Origin of the sequence: Rhizorhabdus sp. (assembly GCF_018006725.1) — a bacterium.
Taxonomy (GTDB): Bacteria; Pseudomonadota; Alphaproteobacteria; order Sphingomonadales; family Sphingomonadaceae; genus Rhizorhabdus.
Window position 1 is genome coordinate 1 of record NZ_JAGMXV010000023.1, and the last position, 24,519, is coordinate 24,519.

The window sequence follows — 24,519 nt, forward strand, 5'->3', positions numbered from 1 at the left end:
CGACGGCGCCGCCCATTAGGCCGGGCATTCCGGGCATCCCCGGCATCATGGGCGGCGCCGTCTGGAGGATCTCATCGATATTCAGCCGATCATCCAGGCGCCGAAGCGTCTCGCGCAGCAACGTCCGATAGCCCTGAGCGAGCATCGGATTCTGGATCTGCAATAGCTGGTACTGTGCCATCATCTGCTGGATGAGCGGCAGAAGCGTCGCCCACGCTTCCTTGTCTGCCCCCGCCTGCGGCTTGCCCGTCGTCCCTGCGCGGATCTCAACCTCGCACATGGCGACGATATCTTCGACGTTCATCCCCACGGGCCAGAACGCCAGCGGGCCGGCGAGCTTCTGGGCGTAGGCAAGGTCGATCGACTGGATCGCGATCTCCGCGGTGTAGGACGCGAGATCCGTCAGCATCATCTCTACCGCATCCCGATCCGCGCCCGTGCGCGAAGCGAAGCCCGACTGCTGGATCTGGGCTTCCGTAGCGGTCTTGTCGCCCGACGTGACCTGCTGCTGAGCCTCCTGCACGCCCGAGATAATCATCATGTCCCGGTGAATCGCCGTGGTGTCGTAGAGCATGGGATCGACGCGGGGCACCGGCTTGGCGGTAATGACTCGATCGAGCGGTGTGTCGGGGCTGGTCGGCAGGATGCCGATCATCTCCATGTGGTCGCTTTTTTCCAGCTTCGCGGCGTCCGTCTCGGACAGCTGCCCGCGGTTGAACACCGTGCCAGGAATCGAGCGCTCGCGCGTCTTGCGCCCACCCGAGCGCGCCCCGGAGTATTCGTCCTGAAGCTTGGCCAGGCGCCATGAGAGCGATTGCGGGTGCCGCGCGCCGTCCGTCTCGTAGAACGAAAGGCGGAAGTATGGGTAGAAGCGCGCGGTCGCCTGGGGCGGAGCGTAGGGCTCGACCGCCCACTTCTTCACGCCCTCGATCGTGGTCTTGATGAGGTTGTCCCGCCGGTCCCAGAGTTCGATCGCCTTCACAAACTCGACCGGCTTCTCTCCGCCCAGGATCGAGCCCGCTCCGCCCGAGCCCGCCTTGCTGAACTGCCCGCCTTCCTGCGCATCGTGGCGGGCCGGGGCCGTCTGGTTTTCATCGAAGATGCCCGTCAAGCGCTGGTGATAGACCGTGGCCTGCTTCAGATCATCTTCGAGAATGCGAGGGAAGCGCGCGCGAACATCGCATTTGCGGATGTACATATCGTTCGCGATCCAGTCGGCATCCTCGTAGTCCTCCACGGTGGAAATGTCGAGGCTGACATGGACATCCTCGGCCCGGCAGAAGTCGACGGTGATTCCACGGCGAACCAGCACCTCCACCTGCGCAGTCAGCCCGGTGATCTGATTGCGCAGTTCCGTCGCGAGGCGCTCCTGCTCCGTCGCGTCCGTACCCTCGCCCAGCATCGTCTTGAGCGACTCGATCCGCGCGAGGTTGTCGCGCGCGTCGTGAAGCTGCTTCTCGACTTGGGGATTCGTGCGGGTCTGCGAATACGCCAGAACCTTGAGCCAGCCTGTACCGATCGAGAGCGTGGAGCGCACGAGCTGGCGCATCTTGCGCTTGAGCTTGGCGTCTTTCCATAGCCGGCTCACCACGATCTGAAGCGTCTCCGCGAACATCGTGCCATTTTGGTCCGGCGTCGCGCCTACGCGCGGCGATGGCCGCACGCTTACATCCGGGTTCTGCGCATACAGGAAGCTCACCAGAATATCGATGAACGCGCCGATGAGGTTCGCGTCGCTCGCCCAGGCAAGATCCGCGACACCCTGCGCGTAGCGCCGATCGCGGGTGTACTGCTCGCGCAGTTTCTTGTCGAACTCGCACGCGCCGCGGTACTCGTTTAGCAGCCGCTTAACTTCATCGCGCTCGGTATCCGAGACCTGGGACTCGTCGCCCTGTGTCACGCCGGTTTCGACGGCCGCGGCAAGCCCGACCTGCATCTGCTCCGGGGGAACGCTCATGCCTCGGCGTCCTCGACGCCTTCCTCAACGGCGTCGCGCATGGAGCCCTTGAACTTCTCGAATCCGAGCTTGCGCAGCTGGAGGGTCACCGCGCGAGTCTTGCCGCCGTTGTCCGCGCTCTGCGATGCGTGCGTGACGACGGCCATCGCTTCGATCGCGAACTTCGCGCCCACTTTGGGCATGTCCAAGCCCAACTTGGTCATCTGCTCGTCGTCCAGATTGAGGGTCAGGCCATACCCGTAAGAGTCCGCCTGGACGGGCTTGGCTGTCCCCTCTTTGCTCGCTTTCGCGCGCTTCATGTCACAGAGCTTCATAGGAGCACCTCGCAGATTCCGTCATGCTACACCCTAGCGCCAATGGGCAGCAACCCACGTCCCACCGGGGTAGGCCCAGGGCTTCTTGTGCCCGTTAAACTGCACCAGCCGAGCGTCCTTCGGGAGCGCCTCGCCCGGTCCCAGATCGCGGACGCTGTAGATCCCCGACGTGTTCGGCCAGTAGGGTTCGCGCTCGGCCAGCTTGTAGCTGATCCACGCCTGATCACTCCCGCGGAAGCCGGCGGCTCGCGCCCGCTGAATAGCCGCCGGGCCGGTGAACTCCGTCCATACCGCGGTGCGCGTACCGGGGGTCAGAAGATAAATCCCCCCGCCGAACCGGAGGCGCTTCCCCCAGTCGCGGAACGGCCGCCAGCCCACAAAGTCGGCCTTCATGGCGAACAGCGGCCGCAGATCCGCAGTCGGCACGGCGTCGATGTCCAGGACCAGCACGCGCTCGCCCAGGATCCGGGCCTCATCCGAGAACGTCCAGAGCCGCCGGTAGCAGCTCGGGAAGCGCGGCCCCTCGGGCGTGCGCAGCTCCGCGAGCCGGGCAGCGCTCGCCGGCGTCTTGATGACCTCCACTTCGGGCGCGAAGCCCTCAGTCGAATCCGTGATGCAGATGAAGCGATGCGGCTCGGGGAGGTTGCGCGCGATCGCGCGCTGCAAGGTATTGACGTGCTCGGGCAGGAAGAAGCGAGCTGCGCGCGCCGGCCCAGTCGGGATATCCCGGCGCCCGTTCAGGAAGGCTTCGCGCAGCCGCCGGCGCTCCTCCCGCAACGCCCCGCGAGGCGCCCGCGGGATCAGATCCGAACGCACCATAGGCCGGTGGGGTCGCACATGCGGCGTCTTGGGGCCTTGCAGCCCTGCATCGTGCCAGAGCCAGCAGACGATGGAGATCATTCGCGCAACAGCTTCGCGAGGAAAGCCCCGCCGCTTCCGAAGTCGATCGCCTGAATCCCCGTGCGTGAGAGACGCCGCGCCATCACGGTCGCCGCCGGGCCGCACGACAGGATGGCGACTTCGGGGGCGTACCCGCGAATCCGCTCCATGATCTCACCAGAGGCGGCGTAGGCCCCGTGCGACGGGCACTCGAAGTAGCGGTACTCCCGCGCGATTGGCGCCACGGCGCGCAGCGCTGAGCCGTCGGCCTCGCACACGATCGCGACCTTCTTCCCCCGCCATACCGAAGCGAAAGCATGGGCGTACTCGCTCGTTCGAATCCACTGGGCGCTATCGGGGCGGCTGATGAAGGCCGAGTAATACTCCGGGAGCCGAGGCTGGAGCAGCTCATCAAAGCGCTTCAGGTGGCGCTGCCAACTCTCATACTTCGCGCCTTTCGGGTCCATCGTCGGGATTGCCACGAGCAGCCGGTCATGGGGCTTCGTCAGCGTGTCGCGCAGATCCCGCGCGAGCTTCTGATTCCGAGGCTCGCGACACTGATCCTTGTGATCGATCAGCTTGAACTCCCCATCACCGAAGCGCGAAATCGACCATCCCTGGCGGAGCAGCTCGACCGTCTCGAACTCGTCATGGACCTTCGGCCAGCTCACAGTAGGCGCTCCCACGCGAACCGAATCGGATCGTGCCCCTTGATCTTGCCCGCGCGCTTGAGCGCATCCGAGCGCTTCTTGTACTCCGTGCGATCGCGCGAGAGCTTCGACGCGGAGGCATCGGGGCACGCGTCCTTCGTCAACACTTGCAGGAAGATATCCGGCGGCGCCTCCGTGACCGGCCCGACTTTCTCAAGCTCCCGCAGGAACGGAGAACCCCCACCGAGGCAGCCCGAGAAATCCTCGTTGTAGCCCCCCGCCTTCCAGTACAGCGCTTTCGTGCAGAGGTAGGAGTCGATGTGAGGCTTGATCTCGCCGAACTTCGCCGTGCGCGGAAGCTGATCTTTCATGCGCGTGTCGTCAGCCGCGCCGACACGGAAGCGCCGAAAGCGATACCACTTCTTCGGGTTCCAGTCACGCGCGCGGGAGACGAGCGCCTGAGCGGCTTCCACCGGCATCAAGTGGTCGATATCCATGTGCAGGAGCCACGGCGTCTCGGCGATCTGCGCCCCCAAGTTGCGCGCGCCCCCGCGATTCCATGGTATATCCTGCGTGATGCGGTACAGCCGAAGCGGGCTGTGCGTCACGTTGGCGATCACATGGAGCGCTTCGTGCTCCATGCTGCCATCATCCACGACTATGAGATCGAGCCGGTCGCGAATATGCTCGCCGTACTCCATCCAGAGCGCCAGGTGGCGTTTGAGCATCTCGGGCTGGTTGTAGTACGGCACGATGACCGTGCAGAACTTGCTCATGCCGCCCTCCAGATGCCCGCATATTCCGCGCCGAGCCGCGCGGCTTTTGGGGGAATCGGCACATAGTCCGTCAAGTAGTGGTGCCACCAACTCGCGGGCTTCACGAAGCTGTGCCACGGCGAACCGTCGGGCAGGAGCTTCGTCGACGCCTCGCACGAGACCACGAGTAGAATCGCTTTGCGCGCGAGAGACTGCATGTGCAGCAGGACGGCATCGATCATGTCCGGCTCGACGTGCTCTAGCGCGTGGATGCTCACGACGAAATCGGCCGCAGTGGGCGGCGCCGCGCACTCAGGCACACCGGGGTCGAAATCCCGTACCGGGTAGCTGGAGAAACGCGACACGCCCCGCGATATCCCGCAGCCGTAGTCCAGGATGTCGCGCGCTTCGATCTCTCGCGCCAGCCGCTCGATGACGTGCAGCCACGGGTTCGGCCGCGGCGCAACGGTGCGCCCTTTGTAATGCTGCTGGTAGAGCTGGCGATGGCGCTCCGAGATCACTTCGTCAACTCCTGGAGCCAAAAGCCCACCCGGTCGTCGCAGTGCGCCTGATAATTCTCGTACATGCACTGCATGTGGGACGCCGTGATCGCCCCGCTCGCCGGCTCGATGATCCGCCGAATTCGCGCATCCCCCGTGGCGACGATCGCGCCGCCGTAGTCCAATTCTTCGGTGAGCTTCTCGCCGGGCCGCAGGCCAGTCTCCACAATCTCGACCTTGCCCTGGCTCAGCTCCAGTGCGAGATCGTACATGTTCTTCGGCTTGCCCATGTCGAGAACGAATGTGCCCGCCTCTCGGAAGGCCGCGGTTTTCATGACGAGCATCACTGCCTCGGGGATCGTCATGAAGTAGCGCTCGCAGCGCTTGTCGGTGAGCGTGATCGGGCCGCCCCGGGCAAGCTGCTCGCGCCAAAGCGGGAACACGGAGCCCGCCGAGTCCATCACGTTCCCGAAGCGCACGACGGCTGCCGTGATGGCGTGCGGGGCCACGAGCGCCGGGCTCTGCATGAGCTTCTCACAGAGCCGCTTCGTCGCACCCATCACGGAGGCCGGCCGCACGGCCTTGTCAGTGGATATCTGGATGAACTGCTCGACGCCGGCGCGGGCTGCTTCCCTCAAGAGCACGTAGGTTCCGAACACGTTGTTCGCGACTGCTTCGAGCAGGTTCCGCTCGCAGATCGGCACATGCTTGTGCGCGGCGGCGTGGATCACCACGCCGGTATCCTGCACGGAACGCCGAGAAACTTCGGGATTCAGCACGCTCCCGAGGATCGGCACCAGCTCGCAGTCCTGTGCGTTGGCGATCGGGCGCAGCTCGCGCTCGATGTTGTAGAGACCGGCTTCCGTGAGGCTCACGAGCACGAGCTTGCGCACGCGCTCGGCCAGGAGTTGCCGGCAGATTTCCGAACCGATGGAGCCGCCAGCGCCAGTGACGCAAACCGACTCGTGATAGAACCGCGGGGTGGATGTCATGTTTTCAACCTTATGGCTTTTGTTCCGGCGCTCGTCCGCACTCTAACCGAACTCGCGTCGGGATCGCCAGTCTCGACGAGATAGATCGCGTAGGTCACTCCGTTCTTTCGCAGCATCGGGGCAGCCCCCATACTGCCCGGGGCATCGGCCGCCGCGACCAAGCACAATTCGCGAACTGCTGCGCCATAATACGTCCGCAGCCCCGCGTACTGCGTCGGGAAGCCGCTGGCCGTCGACAGCGCGACATCAAATGCCGCCGTCCCAGGGTCCCGCAGAATGACGTCAAAGGCGGCCATTACGCCGCCCCGTTCGCTACCGCATCCTCACTGCGCCCCACGTAGGAAGATGACTCGAACGCCTCGACAAATAGAGTCTCGGTGTTGTCCCACCAATCCATCGAGTACGCGCCGTCCCCAGATCGGGAGGTACTTTTAAGTAGTTCTCCGTCGCTCTTACGATGCGCGTAGATGTTAACGGTTCCGCCGTTAGAGTTAGATATGTCGCCATCTATAGTGAAGGGTCCCACAGCATGATAGGTCACCCAGACAGCTAGATTACTATAGCAGAGCGCTCCAACGTTCTGTAAATATTTTCGTGCTGTTTCTAAACTCACGCGATCTCCGTGAGTCTGCTCTGGCCAATGTTTCCCCAACGAATCTAGACTGCCGTAGAACACCGCCCACCCAATCTCGGAATCCGTTTGCAGGGTTGTCCCTATACTAGCGACGTAAGCTAGACCCCCTTCGCCACCAGTGGATAGCCTCTCAACGAGACATTGATACCAAGAAGGGGGTGTGCTCGTGAATTGTATCCGGCCCTCCGTCCCTAAATTGCTGGCAAGATAACCCGCCTCTGCTATTTCCACCGCAGTAGACGACGACATCCACCGTTGCCCTCCCGCAAGCGCTCCTGCGGTAAGAATATTTCGACGAATGGTGTGGTTCGCAGCTCCTGGCCCCGCTGCTGGCTGACTACTCACGTAGGCAACATCAAACCGCGCGTTCATTCCGTGAGCGTAATTTGAACCCGAACTTATGTAGGCGTCCACGTTAAGAGTGTTCTTTCCTCTAGCAAGAGCGAACGCAGAATCGTTCCGCTCCATGCAAGAATTGCCGCCGCACAACACACTCGCAGCGTCGGTCTTACCGATAAAAGACCCAGTACCCAGTCGTACATTAAGAAAAGTGGACAAAGAGGCCGACTGCGTCCAAAAGAGATAAGCGGCGACCTTCGCTGCGGTGATCGGCCCAGGTTCGGCTATATAAAGCTGAGCTGTAGACCGGGCGTGCTCGGTACTTGCTATGCTGGCTACTATCTCCAGAGGAGTGCCACAAAGTTGTACGCTGTTGGTGATGCAGTTTTTCACCGTCGCGCCGTTGGTGTGCGTCGCTGCCGTCGTGCTGTTGTATCCCCGAGTCACCGTCAGCGTGTTGCTGGCGATGCTCGTCACTAGCATCTGCTCGTTGTCCACGCTGATGACAAAGGGCACCGTGCCCAGGTTCGCCGCAGCCGTCACGTCAATGCCGGTCTCGGAGTTGTCCAGATCCTCGGTGAGCGTCGTGCTGGTGTTATCCGCCTCGAACTCATAGGTGACGATGAGGTACGCGCAGAAGTGGTTGACGCGAGCTACCGACGAAAGCGCTTGAAATACCTGGGTCGCTGTCGTGTCCGGCCACGCGCTCGTGGCGTCCCACACGTAGCGGAACCTCCGGTCGGACGCAAGCGCTCCTTCGTAGTTTCCAGTCGTGACGTTGGCGGTGCCCGCATACAGGGTCATCGTGTGGTCGGTCGTTGCCCCGTTACGGTGCTCGTTGCCCTCAACCACGAGGTAGATACCTCGGAAGGTCTTGCCGGCCTCCGCGCAGTAGTACGCCAAGGCCGGCATCGTGTCATAGGTCGTCGCGCCCGTAGTAAGCGCCCCGTCTGGCGCGTCGAGCGGGATGATCACCGTCTTGACATGCGTGGTGCTGGTGTCGTCGTAGTCGTAGGTGATTTCGAGCGTCACACACACGTTCACCATGCCCAGGGTCGTGCCCGTGCTCTGGTTGATCTGGAGCTGGAAGTCGCACGTCATGGACGTGCCGCTCCAGTTAGTCGTGAAGTGAGAAGTGTAGCCCGCTGAAAGAATAAAGGACGCGTTCTCACCAGTGTTTGTCAGAGCCCCCGAATTAGTCACACTGGTATAGCTGGCTGCACCCAGGCGTAGGTTCTGCGTCTTGGTCGTGAGCGTGCCGCCCGTGGCCGTGACAATGTCATCGAACGAGACGTGTGCGGTGACCGAGCGGAAGGTCTTACTGGACTCTGGCAGATAGAGTGTGATCTGCGTGAGCGTCGTCAGCGTGTTATTGGTCAGTGACGCTAGGGCTGGGAATGCGTAGATGACTGTCTTGGTGCGCGTTGCCACGGTATTCGCCTCAGAGATCAGTTCGCAGCCAAATTTGCCCCGTCGCCGGCGCGCCCGGATCCGACGTGCGATTCTCGATCACGAGCGACGTGGCCTGCTGGCCGTTGAAATTTACGGCCGCGGTCGGCTCTCCGAGATCGTCTAGCGTCAGCTCATCCGCCCCACCATTCATGTGCGTCGAGGCGTGCGACGCCGCCGCAGCACCGATCGTTGCGAGCATCGCCGCAGCGTTGGCGTCATCGAGCAGCCCCCGCGCCGCGCTCGTGAGCGTCGTCAGCGCTGCGGCCCCTGATCCGGTAAAGTAAGGCAGGCTATCCGCAGCAGAGGTAAGCCCCGCGATCGCCGTCAGCTCTGCATCTAGCGGCTGCCCGCCGAGATTGGAGAGCGCCGTGCCCGCGTTCGCGACATCGCTCAAATTGTTTGCCGCGAGAAGATCCCCGCCGCCTGCGAGGGTCTGCCACGTTGAATCCCCTCGCAGATACTTCGTCGTGATCGCGCTGCCGGAGCCGAGTTGCGCGGGGTTTACGAGCGCGCTTGCGTCCAGCCCCGGATAACCGTTCGCCGCGTCTTTCGCGGAACTCTGCTGCCAACGCCCGTCGCCATCCGAGCGGGCTGGGATGTCCGTCGCGCTGGCAACACCGATCACCCGTTTCGTGAAGGTATCGGCTGCGGTCTGCTCAACGAGCCCGGCAGTCGCATCGAGCCCGGCGAGGGCGGTAAGGGTGGCGTCGATGCCTTGCCAACGGGAATCTCCGTCGGAGCGGGTTGGCACAGAGGATCCCGCGGCGACTCCAAGGGCTCGCTTGGTGAAAGTATCGGCGGCGGTCTGCTCGACAAGTCCTGCGGTGGCGTCGAGTCCGGCGAGGCTCGTAAGTGTGGCGTCGACAGGCTGTGAAGCTGCTTGGGCGGCTGCTGCGCTTCCAAGAGCGTCGTAGCGCCCATCGGCATCGTTTCGAGTGGGGATACTGCTGGCGCTCCCGACCCCGATAGCGCGCTTTGTGAAGGCGTCAGCAGCGGTTTGTTCGACGAGGCCCGCGGTGGCATCAAGACCTGCAACGGCGGTGAGGGTAGCATCAAGCCCCTGATACGCCGCAGACGCCTCCGCAGAAGTGAGATACTGAGGGTGCGGATCGCCCGCAGCTTCGTGAGTAGCCACTGCCCCCAGCGATTCGTAGAGCGCATCGGCTTCGGTCTCCGTCAGGTATTGGGAATGCGGATCCCCGGCCGCCTCGTGCGTCGCGACAGCCCCGATCGCCTCGTAGAGCGCATCGGCTTCGGTCTCCGTCAGGTATTGGGAATGCGGATCCCCGGCTGCGACATGGGCTGCGATGCCGCTGCTGACATCCGAACTGATCCGCGAGATCAAATCCGCCTGATCGGTGATCGTGCCCAGGATGTCGCCCCAAAGGGGATCCCCTCCGCCACCGCCGCTGCTCAGCAGCGTCCAAACGCCGTCGCCCGCCCAGTACAGGCGGTTGGCAGCGCTATTCACGTAGAGCGAGCCGGCGGGGGCCCAGAAATCAGGAGCCCCGCTGCCGACATAGATCGCGGGCGCGATATTCAGCTCGGCGTCGTCGGGCGACCCCGCGTACATCACGCTTTGGATCAACATCATCGATACCTCACGGCCGGACGCTCGTTCTCGGCCTGGTACTCCAGCCATTCCTTCGTGAAGGGCTTGATCCCTTCCTTTCGCGTAATGGAGGGTACACGGGCCAGCGGGAACTGGTCAACCGCGCGGCCGATGAGCCCGCACACGTCCGCGGCGTCATCGTGCCGCCCTGCGGGCAGCGACATGAGTTGCTGAATCACGCGCTCGGTCCACGGCGCTTCCCGCGGGAAGTACACGCACCCGGCCGCCGCCCGCGCCTGGAAGGCCGAGCATTTCGCCACTTTGTCGAGCATGGAGGGGAGCGAGCGCAGATCGGTGTAAATCCGCCGCTCCCGCATCTGCTGATTGATTGCCGGCCGCGTGGCTTTGTCGATCACGCCGCCTTCGTTGAACCACATGGGGGTTTTCCAGCGCTGCACCATGTTCAGCATGGCGTCGATGCCCTCGCCCGTGTTCGACTGCTTGGACCACCAATCGCGCGCCCACAAGTTGCCGCTGGAGTCGACACCGAACAGCCCGTGCTCGGTGAAGTCGTTGCGCCCTTCCGTCACCGCGAAGTCCGACGCGCCCACGTAGGCCAGATGTTGCGGCAATTCCTTCGGGGAGTACAGATTGAACATCTCCCGGTTGAACCTGCCCGAGCCCTGGGGGCTGGGGCGCTGCTGGTAGAGGCTTGCCCACGCCCGCGCCGCTTCCGGCCCCTGGGCGTTCTCGTAGAGCCTCCAGTGCTGCGGCGGGTAGAACTCCGTCCACAGATACTCGCCCAGCTGCCGGCCGAGCGGATCGTCCGCGCGCTCGCACTTGGCCTGGATGTTGAGGATCTCCCAGTCGAGCCCGTCGCGGCATCTCACCATGCCCGACCGCCCGTCATAGTCCTCGGGCAGAATCGCGCCGGCCAGATCGTCCTCGTGCCAGCGCGTCATAATGAACGCGATCCACGCGCCCGGCAGGAGGCGGGAGAGCAGATCGTCCTGATAGGCGTCGCGCGTTTTTTGCCGGATGTCCTCGGAGTCCGCTTCCTCGCGGCCAGCGACCGGATCATCGATGATCGCGCCCGACGCGCGGTTGCCTGTCAGGCCGCCTAGCAGACCCATGCTGAGCATCTCGCTCTTGTTCGAGAGCGTCCATTCCTTCGCGGCATCGCGCACCAGCGTCGGCGACTCGTCCCAGAGCAGCCGGTAGTTCTCTTGCTCGACCACCTGCATCGCGCGCCGCGCCTGGCGCTCGGCCAGGGAGCCCGCGTAGGAGACGAGCATGATGCGCGAACCGGGACGGCGCCCCATCTCCCAGGTCGGCAGCAGAACAGACGTGTAGAGCGATTTCGCTGCCCCTGGCGGGGCGAATATCATGCAACGCCCCATATTGCGATTGGCGGTGCGTTCGAGCACCGAGAGGATCGCCGCGTGGTGTTGCGCCATCAGCCCGGACGCGGGTCCCAGGAGTTCCTCGTCGGGGAGCATCGCCTGCGCCGCAACGGTCGGGATGTCGATCGAGAGCGCGTAGGTGTGAAGCGACGTGCGCGCCCGCAACCTCCGGCGAATCTCCCGCGCGATCTCGTCCTTCGTCACTGCTCGCTCACGACATTATACAGTTCGGAGAGCGAGAGCTTGCGCGGGTTGTCGGAGTTGTCCTGCACGGCAACCGCGACCGCCTTCTGCTTCGGCACGCTGAACTGAAGCAGCTCCAGATACAACTCGACCGCGCGCGCCGGTGAGTCGGCAGCCGTCTGCCGAATCCACGTCAGCAACTCCGGGTAGAGATCCGCCGAGGCGTTCGCCAGCATCGCGCGAATGCGCGCCAGGGTGATCTTGTTGACCGTCGCGACGGGCATCGCCCCCGCGCTGCCGGGCGCGGTGAGGGTCTGTTCGATCCGCTCGTCGGTCGACATCTGGAATTCGCCGTCGAACAGCGCGTGGGTGCCGAAGTCGCTCATGCGGCTACCTTGCCATCTTGTCGCTATTGGCGCAAGGGCGGCGAGTCGGGGGTGGAACCCCGCTCGCCGCCGAGACTACTCACACCCCAGACCGAGGCGCGTCAGCTGGCTACTTGCAGCAGGGAAGCTACCAGCCCGCGCCCGCAGCCGCAAGCCCCTCCTTCTCGGCACCGGGGGCGTATAGCTCCGTATAGCTGGCTGGAAAAATTCTGGGAACTTGAGAGAACCACGGGGCCGTGTGGAGTCCCGATGGGAACCCATGGCCCGGGGGGAGGGGGTGGGGGTGCGCTGCCCGCTGCCCGCCCACTGCGAACAGCTAGCAGCGGTACATGCCTCGCATTCGCATCATACCTGGCGCCGGGGCACCTCTCCCCGCTGCCAGCCGGGAGGGCATAGCCGTATAGCCGCCCCCGGCGCCGGGCTGTCGGCTGTATAGCTGCCACGCGCTGAGGCTATACGCTGTATAGCAGCCATGATTGGCATCTCACGGGCGCCGGGAGCGGGATTGAGCGGCCCGGCGCCGGGGGAAAACGCCACGGCGCCGCTTTTGGCACGATTCTTGCGCGTGCTATACGCTAGAGTCGAGTTTGTAGCAGCTATACCGACTCTAGCACTTTTTTTCCCTTATCTTTCATATCTTTACCTCTCTTTTACTACAAACTAGAGCTAAAAGAGGAATTGAAAACATTTCTGTATCCTCCGTGCGGCCACCGCCAGACTACTGTATATATTTCTGCACCAGAAATTACGCGTAGTGGGGTTTTTCAAAGATAATCGAAAATCGGCCCTAAGCCCATGATTATTAAGCGAAAAAAAAGTGCTAGAGTCGATTTTTCCGTTTTTCGCTCTGTTTTTCCGCTGCAAGCTATTGGTTTTAAAGGCTTTTCGCCCGTATAGCAAGAGCCGTTTGCTATACCGAGTCTAGCAAATTATGACAGGATCGCCCGAAACGCGCCCTTCCGCGTCACTTTTGGACGCTATACGGCTATACCTGACGTTTTGCGCTCCAAGCCATAAATCCCGCAATTTTGTAAGCCGTTGATGCTATACGGTTTGTTTTTCTTGCTTCGCTGGCACGCCGCGTGCTTTGCTATACGCACGGGCAAGGTGCCCGCCGGAGGAGGATCAAATGAACAAGCTCGCGTTTTTCCTGGTGCTCGCCACGCTGGCCGGCGCCTCACTCACGCTCTACGCGTCCTGCACTGGCGTCCTGACCGCCGCCCGTGCCCAGCAAGCGGCCCGCATGGCCGCCATGGAGGTGCAGCCGTGAACGCGCCCCGCTGCCCGCTACTCTATCTCCTGGCACTGCCCGTGCTCCTGCCCGTGTGGCTGGTGTCGGTCCTGGTGCTGGCCGTCACCGGCGCCTTGTGGGGGCCGCGTGATGAGTGAGCTAACCCGGATGGTGGAACGCCGGCGCCGGCTCATGCGGACTGCCCGCGAAATGCGCGCGGCTCGCCTGGATAGCCGCTATCACGAGACGGCCGTGCACAGTGCGCGGCAGCTGAACCACGCGATCGTGCGCGCCTTGCGCGACGCACACAAAGAGGATTGAACCGATGAAACCCAATTCCCGCATTCTCACGCTCGCCGACCTGGTGCGCGTTGGCGCATGTTCGCAGGCCCGCGAGCGCTTCGCTGAGCTGTTCGGCGAGTCAGTCAACGTCACCGCGGAGCTGGCTGAGCGGTACGCGAGCGATTTTGACTTTGGCTTCGCAGCGCGGGCCTTTCTTAGCGCCCCGGCCCTCGCGGAGTATGAGCGCATCCGCGCCGCGGCCCTCGCGGAGTACAAGCGCGTCACCGCCCCGGCCTTCGCGGAGTATGAGCGCATCCGCGTCGCGGCCCTCGCGGAGTACAGGCGCAACTGCGACATGGCCCTCGCGGAGTATGAGCGCATCTGCGACACGGCCCTCGCGGAGTACAAGCGCATATGCAACACGGCCCTCGCGGAGTATGAGCGTATCTGCGCGCGCGCGTTTGCTGAACTGTGCATCCAGGAAGCCCTATGAAAGCCAAGTACCAGTATTCCACGTTTGATGCCGTGCTCGAAGCGCTGGCCGATGAGCGCCACGTATGCCGGGACGCTATCGCTCCCGCAGTGCTGCGGCGAAGGGTGTGGCTGATGCAGTTTTACGCGGCCGGGTGCCTGGCCGATCATTCCGAAGTCTGCCGCACGAAAGGCGACGCGCTGGCGTGCGCGCGACTGCTGTACGCGGAGGATGCGCCGCGCGGATTCATGGGGAAACTGCGCGCCTTCGGCCTGGCGCCGGCAGATACGGCCGGATATTACCGCGTGTCTGTGCGCCAGTGCGCGGTCGCTGACCTTTGCTGAGTCGCTCGCGCCTTAGATCAACCAACCAGAGAGAATGCAATCAATGAATAACCTCAAAACGGTCCTGCACTGCTACTATTTCAACACGGCCAAGGCCGCGGATCGCGAAGCCTGGTCCACGCTCCAGCGCGAGCGTGAAGCCGCGGGAGCGCGGATGTTCTCGACTCACGGCGGCGGCGGTTCGCACTATCTCGGTTACTACCCAAGCGTGCCCGTGGAGCTTGAGATCGGGCATTTGTTCAATGACCAATGGAATACCGCGCCAATCCCCGCCCTGAAAGCGGATCGCGGTTTGCGCGTCTTTGACTTCGCACACGATGCCTGTCTGCCGAATCGCAACATTCAGCGCGGGCACTGGCTGGAAATCACGGACGAAATGCGCGCGGTTCGGCGCGACACGCTCAAATGTGGGTACTGCGGCGCGCACTATCGCGGCCCGGAGTATCCCGCGTTTTGCACGTCCTGCCTGGATTCGGCCTACCTGAAGGCGGAGGATTTGCGGCTGCTGCGACTGCGGCCCGTGGCGGATTCGCGGCTGCCCTTCGAGCCGTTGACCGCGGCGGAAAGCGCCATGCTGATGCCGCGCTACCGTGAGGCCCAGTTGCACGGGTCCACGGAACGGGGGCGCAAGCGCTTGGCAAAGGCGCGCCTGGATGTCGGCGCCACGTATGCTGCCGCGATTCGGAACGCGGAAGCGGAGCGGGCCGGCGCCACATGGATCATGGACAATCTGCCGGGGCTGCTGGAGAACTGGATCTATTACAGCCATACCGGCCGGCACTGTTTCGGCTGGCGCAAGCCTCTAGACGGTGACGTGCTCTCCGCGCTGCTGGATCGCGTGTCGGAATTCCCCGGCTCGTATGACATCAAGTGTGCGGATGGCCGCACGCTTTCGAACTAGGAGGGCCACACCATGAGCGCACCTAACCCGTTCTTGCTCGCGTACATTGGATGCGCCCTTTGGGCCAGCACCGATGATAGCGGCGAGCCTTTGGACGCGGCCTATGATGCCGCCGATCTGGCGCCGAAAACGCTGGAGCGAATGCGCGAGGCTTGCGAAGGCTTCCGCAACGCCAATGCGGCGCTCCTGGCGGACTGGCCACTAACTCAGGCCGGACACGACTTCTGGCTCACGCGCAACCGCCACGGCGCCGGATTCTGGGATCGCGACTGGCCGAATGGCGATGCGTTGACCGCTGCCGCCCATGCGTACGGGGAGCAAGATTTGTACGTCGGCGATGACGGCCGCCTGTATCTCTCCTGAATTCAACCAAAACGGGAATTAGCAACCATGAGAAAACGCGACGATATACCGACCGTGCCGCACACACTGCCGCTGCGGGCACCGGCCCGGCTCGCACAATACAAAGCGAAGGCCGCGGAGCTAGACGCGATTGCAGCGAAGCACGGCAACGCGGACCGCGTGACCGATTGGCGCACATGCCGATACCAGACTTTCGCCGCACCTGGCGGCGGCGGAGCGTGGCAGACGGAGGAAAACCTCGCGGATGGAGGATCGCGGCCCTACCGCGGGAGCGCGTGTGATCGCGCGTACTATTGCGACCATTGGCCGCGCGACTGGCGTATCGTCGGTTCCGCGTCCGATGTCCTGCGCGCTGAAGGTCGGCCCCGTGCGGCGGATGAATGCGCCTGGTACGCGGATGCGTTCGGCGGCTCTGTAATTGTCGGCGCGGTGCTCCAGCTCCCCGCGCGCAACGGCTATTGCGGATACGTGCCCGCGACCTATAACACGGATTGTGCCGGTGTGACGGTCTATCCGTGCGACCGGCACGAAACGAAAGAAGAAGCGGCGCGCGCAGCGGGAGAGTTTGCCCGCGCCACCGCGGAGCGTGATCGGGAATGGCGGGCCCGCGACGATGCCCGCCAAAGCGTCGACGATGCCCGCACGGAGATACGCACGGCGCGCGCGGAGCATTCCGCCCTGGTGCGGGAAATGCAAACCGCGCGCACGACAGGCATTAGAGCGGACGCGATTTGCCGCGCGTTGCACGCGAGACTGGCCGCGCTGAGGGATGACGTGCGTGAGGCCCGCCGCGCGATCGCCGCCGCGGTCGAAAACTACGGTCCTGCGATTCTGGGGGGCGCATGAAAACCAGCGCTAAGGGCACCATGGCGAAGCTTCGAAACTTGCCGCCTGGTGGATCCATCTTGTTGACAGAATACAAGTCAACGCGGCAGGTATCGGCCTACTTCGCGCGGTTGCGCTCGCGCTATGGCATGATCTTGCGCGCATCGGCTGGCCCGGACGGGGTGCGCGTGTCGCGCGATCCTTTGGGGAGCGGCGACTTTTCGGATTTGTTGTGAGCGCTCGCATTCTTGACGCGCTGGCCGCGATGATCGCATTCGCCATGCTGTACGCGTTGGTCGTGCTGGGCATCGCCGCCGGCATTATCCATCTGTGTTTGACTCCGCTGGTCGGAGTCGGGAGATACCTATGCAAATCGAGATTGAGATTGAGAGAGAAAGCCTGAGACTCCGCCAGCTAGCCGCGCTGCTGGCATTCGCGCGCGGATATGCAGCCGCGCAGCCTGGGCGCGTGCTGTATGACGCGCGAGGCCACTACTGCGGGCAGGTGCGCCGATTCGGGAACATCGATTGTGTCACGCTCGAAACGGTGCGGTCATGACCTGGCGCGGCGCATTGGACCGCCTACTTGCGGGGCGGTCGCGCTCTCCCGTACGGGATACGCGCGCCGCCGAACTCGCGGAGCGCATCCTTACGATCGACGATCGCATGACGGGGACATGCCCGCCTGGCTGGATCGCGCTGGTTCGCGATGCCGCCGACATCCTGGCCGCGCACACACGCGATAGCGCCACATGACCGATCTGGATCGGATCTACACCCCCGCTGAAGCGCGGGAGATGCAGCTACGCGCCAGCGCGGTATCAGGCTACCGCAAGCGCGGCCCGCCCCCGGACAACGCTCCGCGCAAGCGGCAGATTGACTATTGGCGCAACTACGCTTGCGCCTTGGAGCGCTATTACACCGTCACGCGCGCGGCGCACCGCCGGCTGATAGGCCGGATCGGCGCATCGCAGCTAGCCAAAATGAGGCCCACACAATGACTCGCATACCTGGCAGCCCTTGGCCGGCCCTCAAACCCTGGCCGCTCGTTCGGCTGGCCGTTGATCGCTGGCTAGCCGTGATCTTCGCCATGCGCGCCCAAAAGCGCTAGGCGGCCCTATGGCAATGAAAGCGCGCCCAAGGCGCGAGTCGTGCGGCTGCACGCATGACGGCGCGCACTGGCTGGAAATGTGCCCGGAGCACGCCCGCGAGTTCGCGCAGACGCATGAGCGCTGGTCGCGGGAGAAGCGTGAACGCGAGGCCGCTGCCAAAGCGGCGCAGGAAAAAAGCGCCGAGTACCTGGACTTGCTTTAGATCGGTTCGACTGAAATCGGGAATTGTTTTTGAAAAAAGTCCTTGACACATTTTCCAGCTGCGCGCAATGTTGCGTCTCGTTGATTAACCACCCATCGGAGATATCCATGTCTTTGGAAGAAGCCCTTGCCCGTAACACTGCCGCCCTGGAGGCTCTCACCGCCACGCTGAAGGCCGGCGGCGCGAAGGCCGACAAGACGGCGAAACCCGCCGCTGCGCCGGCCGCAGCCCCCGCCCCGGCGGCCACCGCCACGGCCGCGACCGAAGCCCCGACCGAAGCGCCGAAGCCCGCATCGACCGCCACCCCGAAGCAGGTGGCCGATGCCCTGGTCGAAGTCGTGACGAAGCTCTCGCGCGAGCGTGGTGTCGCGCTGCTGGCGCAGTTCGGCGTGCAGCAGGCCGCGAAGCTCAAGCCCGAGCAGATGGCCGACTTCGTGGCCGCCTGCAAGGCCGCGCTGACGCAGGGCGCTGCGCCGGCTGCCGCCGGAAGCGATCTGCTGTGATGGCAGCCGTGCTCTACATGGCACGGCAAGAGCTGGGCCGCCCCGCTCGGGTGTACGCATTTACCCCGAGCGGGGAGGACCAGTCCTTCTACCCCGGCGCCGTTCGCCAATTCATACCGTTGGCCCGCGATGACGCCGCCGAGAAGTGGCGGGTTAGCTCGCGGTGCGGGCGGCCGGGCGTCGTCGCGATCGGCCACGATGCCGAGGCGGCGCTTGCACTGCTGCGAAGCAGCCAAAAAGCATTCGAACGCTTGAGGGGTGCCCTCGCGTACTTGGGCGTGGGCTACCCCGACGCGTGGCGCGACTGATGCGGCCCGCAATACTCGACGGCTTGCAGCTCCGCCTCTTGCGCAACTCGGTTCTGGATCCTGCGACCGCGTGCTGGATCTGGACAGGGGCGCACAACCGCAAGGGGGGCTACCCGAAGCTGAACATGCGCATTGCGGGCAAGCATCAAACGTTCTACGCGCATCGCGTGAGCTACGCCGTATTTCGCGCGGATATCCCTTTCGGCATGACGCTCGATCATACCTGCGAACAGCCGAGCTGCATTAACCCGATGCACTTGGAACCCGTCAGCGGGACCCTCAACTCATCCCTACGCTGGAGCCGCCGTGGCCGGTCAACACGCAACGCTTAGCCCTTCATCCGCGCATCGCCGCATCCTCTGCCCTGGCTCGCTGGCCGCCTCGAAAGGCGCCCCGAACGAGTCGAGCATCTACGCCGCCGAGGGCACCGCCTATCACGATATCGCGGCGCGGGCGCTGTGCTATCACAAGTCTTGCCTCGACTATGTGGGGCGAACCTTCACCGCCGACGGCTATGAATTCACGATTACGGACGAGGATGCCGGCCACGCTCAGACCTACGTGGACGCCATTCGCCGGCTGCCGGGCATCCAGCACTACGAGATGCGGCTGGATACCTCGCCCGTCGTGGGCGTGCCGGGCCAGGGCGGCACGGGCGATGCCGTGACGCTCGACCTGGATCACGCCACGGTGCATGTGGACGATTTGAAGTTCGGTCGGGGCGAGATTGTCAACGCCCAAGGCAACGCGCAGCTCTTGGAGTACGGCGCCGCGGCGCTGATGATGTTCGCGGAAGTCGCGGAGTGGAAGTACCTGCGCGTCGCGATTCACCAGCCGCGCGTCAATCACTATTCGGAGTGGATCTATCCGATCGAAGAAGTGCTCCAGTGGGTGCGCGAGAATCAGCCGATTGAACAGCAAGCCTACAGGCTTTGGGAGAGCGGATCCCCGGACGAGATCCGGGCCGCCATGGCGCCGAGCGAGAAAGCGTGCCGCTGGTGCCCGATCAAGGGCACCTGCGCAGCGCGGGCGGAATACATGATGGCGCAGTTCCCGATCGACCATCCGACCACGATTCTTGAAATGAGCGACGCGCAGCTTGCGGACGCCCGCAACAAGGTCGCGGACATGCAGGACTGGTGCTCGGCAGTCGAAGCCGAAGCGCTGCGGCGTGCGCTCGCCGGCGTGGAGCTGCCGGGCTGGAAGCTGGTCGACGGCAAGAAGGGCGCGCGCAAGTGGACGGATGCACAGCACGCGGAAGCGCGCCTCCTGGCCGCGCTCAAAGACGCGGCATACAAGCCGCGCGAGATCATCACGCCGACGGAAGCCGAGAAGCGGATGAAGAAGGCGAAAGCACTGGCCGCGTGGGAGGAAATCCAGTGCATCATCGAACAGGCGGACGGCAAGAAGTCGCTTGCCCCCGCGGACGATCCACGGGTGGCGATCGCCGTTACGCCCGTCGAGTTCGGGCTGGATGAATCCGGCGCGATCTAACTTCTAACGGCACAACGGAGAAAGGCAAATGAGCGAAGCAAACAAGTCGGGGCAGGTTGTCCTCACGCTGAGAAACGTGCGGCTGTCGTACTTCTACGGTTTCAAGCCGATGATCGGGCAGAACGATTCGGGCAAGGAAACGGCGAACTACACAACGCACGCGATAATGGGGCCGGATCACCCGGACCTGGCGCGCGTGAAGGCGGCGATTCGCGAAGTCGCGCAGAAGGGCTGGCCCACCAGCCACGAAGCGGTGCTCAAGCAGCTGGCGGCTCAGGACCGCCTGTGCCTGCACAACGGCTCAGTCTCGAAGGCGGGGCAGGATGGCTACGAGGGGAACTTCTACGTTTCCGCGAACAGCAAGACGCGCCCCACCATCGTCGAGACGCGCAACGGGCAGAACGTGGTGCTGACCGAGGCTGATGGCCGCCCGTATTCGGGCTGCTACGCCAACGTCATGATCGCGATCTACGCCCAGGGCGGCGACGGGAAGCCGAGCAAGTTCGGCAAGCGGGTGAACGCGCAGCTCATGGGCGTGCAGTTCAAGGGGCACGGTGAGGCGTTCGGAGGTGGCCGCGTGGCGAAGCCCGACGAGTTCGGGATCGACCCGGCGGATGCCGACGGCGACGCACCGGGCGCTGCGGCCGGCACGCCGAGCGACGCGAGCGATCTGTTCTGACCCACTCGGCGCCCGGTTGTGAGCCGGGCGCCCTTTTCCGGTAGACCATGCCCACCTACGTCGACACCGAGACGCGATCCCGCATCGATATCAGTTGCGGAACGGATCGCTACACCGCCAACGCGGAGTGCATCTTGGCGAGCTTCGCGCGCGATGACGGCGCGGCGCAGCTCTGGGACGTGATTGGCGGGGAGCCCATACCGGCGGATCTGGACGACGCGTGCGCGGACCCCAACGAGCCGCTGATCGCTCACAACGCCACGTTTGACCGCATGGTATTCGCGCGTTGCCTCGGACTCGATCTGCCCGTTGACCGCTGGCGCTGCACGATGGCGCAAGCCTACGCGCACGGGCTCCCTGGAGCGCTCGCCGCACTCGGCGCCGTGCTCGATCTGCACGAGGATGATCGCAAGCGCGAGGAAGATGGCAAGCTGATCCGCTTGTTCTGCATCCCGGACGGCTCCGGGCGCTTCGCGGATCGCCATAGCCATCCGGCGGAGTGGGCGCGGTTCTGCGGCTACGCGCTCACCGACACCGTGGCGCTGCGCGAGATCCACCGGCGCCTGCCGAAGCATAACTACCAGGGGGAGAACCTCGCCTCTTGGCACTTGGATCAGCTTATCAACGAGCGAGGTTTCGGCTTCGACGCCGGGCTCGCTTCAGCCGCGCGGGTGCTGCTATCGAAAGCGAAGGATCATCACGACAAGCTGATCCATACGGCGACGGCGGGGGCGGTGGACACCGCCACGCAGCGCGATAGACTCCTGCGCTACCTGAACGCGGCGGACTTGGGGCTCCCTAACATGCGCGCGTCCACGATGCGCGAATGGCTGGAGCGCGACGACGTGCTGCCCGAGCACCGGGCGCTGCTCGAACTGAGGCTCGAAGCGGCCAAGTCCTCGGGCGCGAAGTTCAAGCGCGGCATGGAATCCGCCGGCGAGGGCTCGCGCATACGCTTCGCGATTCAATGGTCCGGCGCGGGACGCACGGGGCGCTCGGCGGGCCGCGGTTTTCAGCCGCACAACGCCCCGCGCCCCACTATGAAGGCGGCCTGGGTGAACGACGTTGTGATTCCCGGCATCCTGTCGGGGGCCGCGCTCAACGAGCCCATGCTGTACGGGGGGCCGAACGAGGCGTGCAGCAACGCGGTGCGTGGCTGTATCGTCCCGGCACCCGGCAACGAGCTTGTCGTGTGTGACTGGTCGAACATCGAAGGGCGCATCCTGGCGTGGTGTGCCGACGAGAAGTGGAAGCTTGACGCGTATCGAGCGCAAGACGCAGGCGAGGGCGCGGACGGCTACCGGCTGCTCTACTCGCGCTTCTTCGGCACGCCGTTGGCCGAAGTGACCGACGATCAGCGCCAAGTTGGCAAAGTGGTCGATCTGTCTTGCGGCTATCTGGCCGGGGTCGGCGCGTTCGCCACCATGGCGGCGGGCTACGGCGTCGACCTCGATGCGCTCGTACCCCTTGTGCTCCCAGCGGCCAGCGAAGATCAGCGGCGCAAGGCATACAAGGCGTGGCGCCGCGCGTTCTTGAAGGGGGAGGACTTGGAGCTAGAGCCCGCCACCTATCAGGCGTGCGACGTGCTCAAGCAAGTGTACCGTGCCGCGAATGCGCGGATCTACGAGACTGGGCAAGAAGTCGGGCGCGCCTGCATCGAGGCGGTGCGCAAGCCGGGCACCGTGTTCGACATCGCGCGCTGCCGCATCTGGAGCACGGGATCCTGGCTCGTCATTGCGCTGCCCAGTGGCCGCAGGCTGCTCTACAGTCGCCCGCGGCTGGTCATGGAGACGGAGATCGACCCCGAGACGGGGAGAGCCTCCGCACGCGAGCAGCTCACTTACATCGCATGGCGCGGGAAGCAGTGGCTTACGCTCAAAGCGTGGGCGGGGCTGTTCATCGAAAACATTGTGCAGGCGATCGCGAATGACATCCTGCGCGCGGGGCTCGCTGAAGTGCACGAGCGCACGGCCGATATACGCGGCTTCGAGTTGACCGCCATCGCGCTGCACGTCCATGACGAGATCGCTCTGGACGTGCCGAAGGGCTCCTACACCATCGCGCAGTTGCGCGAGGACATGACAACCGGCGTGCATAGGCGCGCACCGTGGGCGGCCGGGTTGCCGCTCTCCGCTGCCGGCTACATCGCGCAGCGCTTCAAAAAAGGATAGCAACCGATGGGCGAGCATACATGGCATCTGCACGGAAGCCGTGCGCGGGGGCTCTAGCATGATCGACTGGACAAAGCCGATTGAGGTGTGCAGTGACAATGCCTGGCATAGCGCCGAGGTCATCAAGGTGTATAACGACGCCGGCTTCATCGAAACTTTCGGGGATCCGCTTGCGCTCGTGGAGTGGAGGATTGGCGGGTTGCCATTTGCACGAATCTGCGGGCCTTACGATGCCCATCTTCGTAACGCCCCACCGAAGCCGCGCGAGTTGTGGGTATTACGGAGGGAACCAGGCGCGCTGCATGGCGCATACGAAACCTTGTCGCAGGCGGAAAAAATCCTGAGCGTGCTACAAAGGGGCGGTAACACGCCGCCATACGAAATCATCCACGCCATCGAGGTGCTGCCAGGGGGGCGAAAGCCATGAACGACTTCCCATACCGCACGCCAGCCGCCGCCATGGAACTCAAGGCGGCAATCAAACTCGATGATCTCATGCACGCGACAGCGGCGAGGCCGAACAGGCACCACGACGTGATCCGCGTGCTGCGAGACAACGGGTGGACCGGCCCGGTGCAGGGCGACAGGCAGGGTTTCGACCACAAGGGCACCTTCATCAGCCGCGCGGAAGCCGCAAAGCGGGTGGGGAAGGAAGGAATCCTATTTACGGAGGATCTGTGGTGAACGACTGGACACTCTGGAGCGAGCAGCCGCCGACACTGGCGGATGCGGATGAGCGGGGGCTGGTGGAGTGCTACGTCAACGGCGCGCGCTGGTTTTGTGACTGGGACTTCATCCCAAGACTAAGTATCGCCTACTGGCGCACGCCAACGTCGGGGCCGGAGGCGAAGATGCCGCCGCATCCCACGTGGACGCCGGGGCCGGAGGCGAAGATGCCACCGCATCCTACGTGCCACTCAACAGATTGGGTAAAGCCCGCGCCCTCCTGCGACTGCTTGGAGTGGCTTGAGGAGGCGACGGCAGCCCTGCACTACAAAGGCGACTCGTGCCGCCCTATCCGCGTGTTCGACTTGCGCGGCATCGTACTCGCCGCCATCGCAGCGAAGAAGGAGGAGAAGCCATGACCACCGACAAACCGCAACTCGACGCGACGGAAATCCTGCAAGCCCTGAGCGATCTCCGCCGCGCGCTTCGGCGGCTCGCCATCGAGCCGCCAGACGCGATCGAATTTGAGCCCGACGCTTGGTCGCGGGTTGTACACTTGATTCGGCGCTCCTTCCAAGGGCTAGCCCTCCCCCCGCCACCGCCTTCTGATCTCAAGAGCCTCTCTGTGATGGGCATCGAGATACGCCGAACTGATGCATCTCGTCCTGAGCCAGAGACCGCCGCCATCGAATCCCTGCTGGCCGAGAAGGCGGAGTTGCGCGCCCAGCTTGCTATCGAGTCCAAGGCGCGCGACGCGCTGCTGCTGGAGAATGAGACGCTGCGCAAGAACGCGGAGCGGTATCGGTGGCTGCGCGGGGATGCGTGCACAGACCGCAGCGCCCGGTGGATGCAATGGGAGGTTCGGCAGTGGCGGGCACCGCGTTGGACTTGCGACCTGAACCGCGACGCACTTGACGGCGCAATCGACAAGGCGATGGAGGAGAAGCCGTGACCACCGAAGCGAAGCAAGG

General features: G+C 64.0%; 32 protein-coding genes. 20 read left to right on the forward strand and 12 right to left on the reverse strand.

From position 1 onward, the window contains the following. The 12 genes from KAY22_RS05500 to KAY22_RS05555 form a co-directional block, all read right to left on the reverse strand. Positions 1-1,957, reverse strand: a 1,957-nt coding sequence (locus tag KAY22_RS05500; RefSeq protein ID WP_296620930.1) for a hypothetical protein, incomplete at its 3' end; no start/stop codon positions are given. Further along, positions 1,954-2,256 carry a capsid staple protein gene (gene gp10 / locus KAY22_RS05505; protein ID WP_296620933.1) on the reverse strand — a complete coding sequence of 101 codons (303 nt, stop codon included), beginning with the start codon at positions 2,254-2,256 and terminating at the stop codon, positions 1,954-1,956. The genes KAY22_RS05500 and gp10, both read right to left, overlap by 4 nt. A gap of 48 nt (positions 2,257-2,304) precedes the next feature. Continuing rightward, positions 2,305-3,171, reverse strand: a complete 867-nt coding sequence (locus tag KAY22_RS05510) for a hypothetical protein (RefSeq protein ID WP_296620937.1) — start codon at positions 3,169-3,171, stop codon at positions 2,305-2,307. Then, on the reverse strand, positions 3,168-3,821 hold the full coding sequence (locus KAY22_RS05515; RefSeq protein WP_296620940.1) for a GT-D fold domain-containing glycosyltransferase: 654 nt from the start codon (positions 3,819-3,821) through the stop codon (positions 3,168-3,170). Before KAY22_RS05515 ends, KAY22_RS05510 begins: the two co-directional genes overlap by 4 nt. Then, the gene (locus KAY22_RS05520) at positions 3,818-4,576 is read right to left on the reverse strand and encodes a glycosyltransferase (protein WP_296620942.1); all 759 of its coding nucleotides are present in this window, start codon (positions 4,574-4,576) and stop codon (positions 3,818-3,820) included. The genes KAY22_RS05515 and KAY22_RS05520 overlap by 4 nt, the downstream gene beginning before the upstream one ends. Beyond that, complete coding sequence (locus KAY22_RS05525) at positions 4,573-5,076, reverse strand: hypothetical protein (protein ID WP_296620945.1); 504 nt, start codon at positions 5,074-5,076, stop codon at positions 4,573-4,575. Before KAY22_RS05525 ends, KAY22_RS05520 begins: the two co-directional genes overlap by 4 nt. Beyond that, positions 5,073-6,047: a polysaccharide biosynthesis protein gene (locus KAY22_RS05530; RefSeq protein ID WP_296620948.1), complete on the reverse strand. Its 975-nt coding sequence runs from the start codon at positions 6,045-6,047 to the stop codon at positions 5,073-5,075. Before KAY22_RS05530 ends, KAY22_RS05525 begins: the two co-directional genes overlap by 4 nt. After that, positions 6,044-6,343 carry a hypothetical protein gene (locus KAY22_RS05535; protein WP_296620950.1) on the reverse strand — a complete coding sequence of 100 codons (300 nt, stop codon included), beginning with the start codon at positions 6,341-6,343 and terminating at the stop codon, positions 6,044-6,046. Before KAY22_RS05535 ends, KAY22_RS05530 begins: the two co-directional genes overlap by 4 nt. After that, entirely contained in the window at positions 6,343-8,451 is a 2,109-nt protein-coding gene (locus tag KAY22_RS05540) for a hypothetical protein (RefSeq protein ID WP_296620951.1), read from the reverse strand. The genes KAY22_RS05535 and KAY22_RS05540 overlap by 1 nt, the downstream gene beginning before the upstream one ends. Before the next feature lie 10 nt (positions 8,452-8,461). Next, entirely contained in the window at positions 8,462-10,066 is a 1,605-nt protein-coding gene (locus KAY22_RS05545; protein ID WP_296620953.1) for a hypothetical protein, read from the reverse strand. Beyond that, positions 10,063-11,631, reverse strand: a complete 1,569-nt coding sequence (terL, locus tag KAY22_RS05550; protein WP_296620955.1) for a phage terminase large subunit — start codon at positions 11,629-11,631, stop codon at positions 10,063-10,065. Before terL ends, KAY22_RS05545 begins: the two co-directional genes overlap by 4 nt. Then, positions 11,628-11,996 (reverse strand): hypothetical protein, encoded by a 369-nt coding sequence (locus tag KAY22_RS05555; protein ID WP_296620958.1) that lies wholly within the window; start codon positions 11,994-11,996, stop codon positions 11,628-11,630. The genes terL and KAY22_RS05555 overlap by 4 nt, the downstream gene beginning before the upstream one ends. Before the next feature lie 1,129 nt (positions 11,997-13,125). Between KAY22_RS05555 and KAY22_RS05560 the strand changes: the two genes are divergently transcribed. From KAY22_RS05560 to KAY22_RS05655, 20 genes are all read left to right on the forward strand, one after another. Next, positions 13,126-13,266 (forward strand): hypothetical protein, encoded by a 141-nt coding sequence (locus tag KAY22_RS05560; protein WP_296620960.1) that lies wholly within the window; start codon positions 13,126-13,128, stop codon positions 13,264-13,266. A gap of 111 nt (positions 13,267-13,377) precedes the next feature. Next, positions 13,378-13,548 (forward strand): hypothetical protein, encoded by a 171-nt coding sequence (locus KAY22_RS05565; protein WP_296620962.1) that lies wholly within the window; start codon positions 13,378-13,380, stop codon positions 13,546-13,548. Between the two features lie 4 nt (positions 13,549-13,552). Then, positions 13,553-14,002, forward strand: a complete 450-nt coding sequence (locus tag KAY22_RS05570; protein ID WP_296620964.1) for a hypothetical protein — start codon at positions 13,553-13,555, stop codon at positions 14,000-14,002. Beyond that, positions 13,999-14,325 (forward strand): hypothetical protein, encoded by a 327-nt coding sequence (locus KAY22_RS05575; protein ID WP_296620966.1) that lies wholly within the window; start codon positions 13,999-14,001, stop codon positions 14,323-14,325. Before KAY22_RS05570 ends, KAY22_RS05575 begins: the two co-directional genes overlap by 4 nt. A gap of 43 nt (positions 14,326-14,368) precedes the next feature. Beyond that, entirely contained in the window at positions 14,369-15,226 is an 858-nt protein-coding gene (locus tag KAY22_RS05580; protein WP_296620968.1) for a hypothetical protein, read from the forward strand. Between the two features lie 12 nt (positions 15,227-15,238). Next, entirely contained in the window at positions 15,239-15,589 is a 351-nt protein-coding gene (locus KAY22_RS05585; RefSeq protein ID WP_296620970.1) for a hypothetical protein, read from the forward strand. A gap of 27 nt (positions 15,590-15,616) precedes the next feature. Next, a complete protein-coding gene (locus KAY22_RS05590; RefSeq protein WP_296620973.1) occupies positions 15,617-16,435 on the forward strand; it encodes a hypothetical protein in 819 nt (272 codons plus the stop codon). Continuing rightward, positions 16,432-16,650 (forward strand): hypothetical protein, encoded by a 219-nt coding sequence (locus tag KAY22_RS05595; protein ID WP_296620975.1) that lies wholly within the window; start codon positions 16,432-16,434, stop codon positions 16,648-16,650. Before KAY22_RS05590 ends, KAY22_RS05595 begins: the two co-directional genes overlap by 4 nt. Before the next feature lie 318 nt (positions 16,651-16,968). After that, a complete protein-coding gene (locus KAY22_RS05600; RefSeq protein ID WP_296620976.1) occupies positions 16,969-17,169 on the forward strand; it encodes a hypothetical protein in 201 nt (66 codons plus the stop codon). Beyond that, positions 17,166-17,414, forward strand: coding sequence for a hypothetical protein (locus tag KAY22_RS05605; protein WP_296620978.1), 249 nt, complete (start codon positions 17,166-17,168; stop codon positions 17,412-17,414). Before KAY22_RS05600 ends, KAY22_RS05605 begins: the two co-directional genes overlap by 4 nt. 118 nt (positions 17,415-17,532) lie before the next feature. Further along, complete coding sequence (locus KAY22_RS05610) at positions 17,533-17,727, forward strand: hypothetical protein (RefSeq protein WP_296620980.1); 195 nt, start codon at positions 17,533-17,535, stop codon at positions 17,725-17,727. A gap of 107 nt (positions 17,728-17,834) precedes the next feature. After that, positions 17,835-18,230 (forward strand): hypothetical protein, encoded by a 396-nt coding sequence (locus KAY22_RS05615; protein WP_296620982.1) that lies wholly within the window; start codon positions 17,835-17,837, stop codon positions 18,228-18,230. After that, positions 18,230-18,538: a hypothetical protein gene (locus tag KAY22_RS05620; RefSeq protein ID WP_296620984.1), complete on the forward strand. Its 309-nt coding sequence runs from the start codon at positions 18,230-18,232 to the stop codon at positions 18,536-18,538. Before KAY22_RS05615 ends, KAY22_RS05620 begins: the two co-directional genes overlap by 1 nt. 306 nt (positions 18,539-18,844) lie before the next feature. Beyond that, on the forward strand, positions 18,845-20,032 hold the full coding sequence (locus tag KAY22_RS05625) for a DUF2800 domain-containing protein (RefSeq protein ID WP_296620986.1): 1,188 nt from the start codon (positions 18,845-18,847) through the stop codon (positions 20,030-20,032). Positions 20,033-20,060: 28 nt separating this feature from the next. After that, a complete protein-coding gene (locus KAY22_RS05630) occupies positions 20,061-20,711 on the forward strand; it encodes an ssDNA-binding protein (RefSeq protein WP_296620988.1) in 651 nt (216 codons plus the stop codon). A 47-nt stretch (positions 20,712-20,758) separates the two neighbouring features. Continuing rightward, positions 20,759-22,882 carry a hypothetical protein gene (locus KAY22_RS05635; RefSeq protein WP_296620990.1) on the forward strand — a complete coding sequence of 708 codons (2,124 nt, stop codon included), beginning with the start codon at positions 20,759-20,761 and terminating at the stop codon, positions 22,880-22,882. 58 nt (positions 22,883-22,940) lie between these two features. Beyond that, entirely contained in the window at positions 22,941-23,309 is a 369-nt protein-coding gene (locus KAY22_RS05640) for a hypothetical protein (RefSeq protein WP_296620993.1), read from the forward strand. Beyond that, positions 23,306-23,566 carry a hypothetical protein gene (locus tag KAY22_RS05645; RefSeq protein ID WP_296620995.1) on the forward strand — a complete coding sequence of 87 codons (261 nt, stop codon included), beginning with the start codon at positions 23,306-23,308 and terminating at the stop codon, positions 23,564-23,566. Before KAY22_RS05640 ends, KAY22_RS05645 begins: the two co-directional genes overlap by 4 nt. Continuing rightward, complete coding sequence (locus KAY22_RS05650) at positions 23,563-23,967, forward strand: hypothetical protein (RefSeq protein WP_296620996.1); 405 nt, start codon at positions 23,563-23,565, stop codon at positions 23,965-23,967. The genes KAY22_RS05645 and KAY22_RS05650 overlap by 4 nt, the downstream gene beginning before the upstream one ends. Continuing rightward, complete coding sequence (locus tag KAY22_RS05655) at positions 23,964-24,500, forward strand: hypothetical protein (protein ID WP_296620998.1); 537 nt, start codon at positions 23,964-23,966, stop codon at positions 24,498-24,500. Before KAY22_RS05650 ends, KAY22_RS05655 begins: the two co-directional genes overlap by 4 nt. The last annotated feature ends 19 nt before the right edge of the window (positions 24,501-24,519 follow it).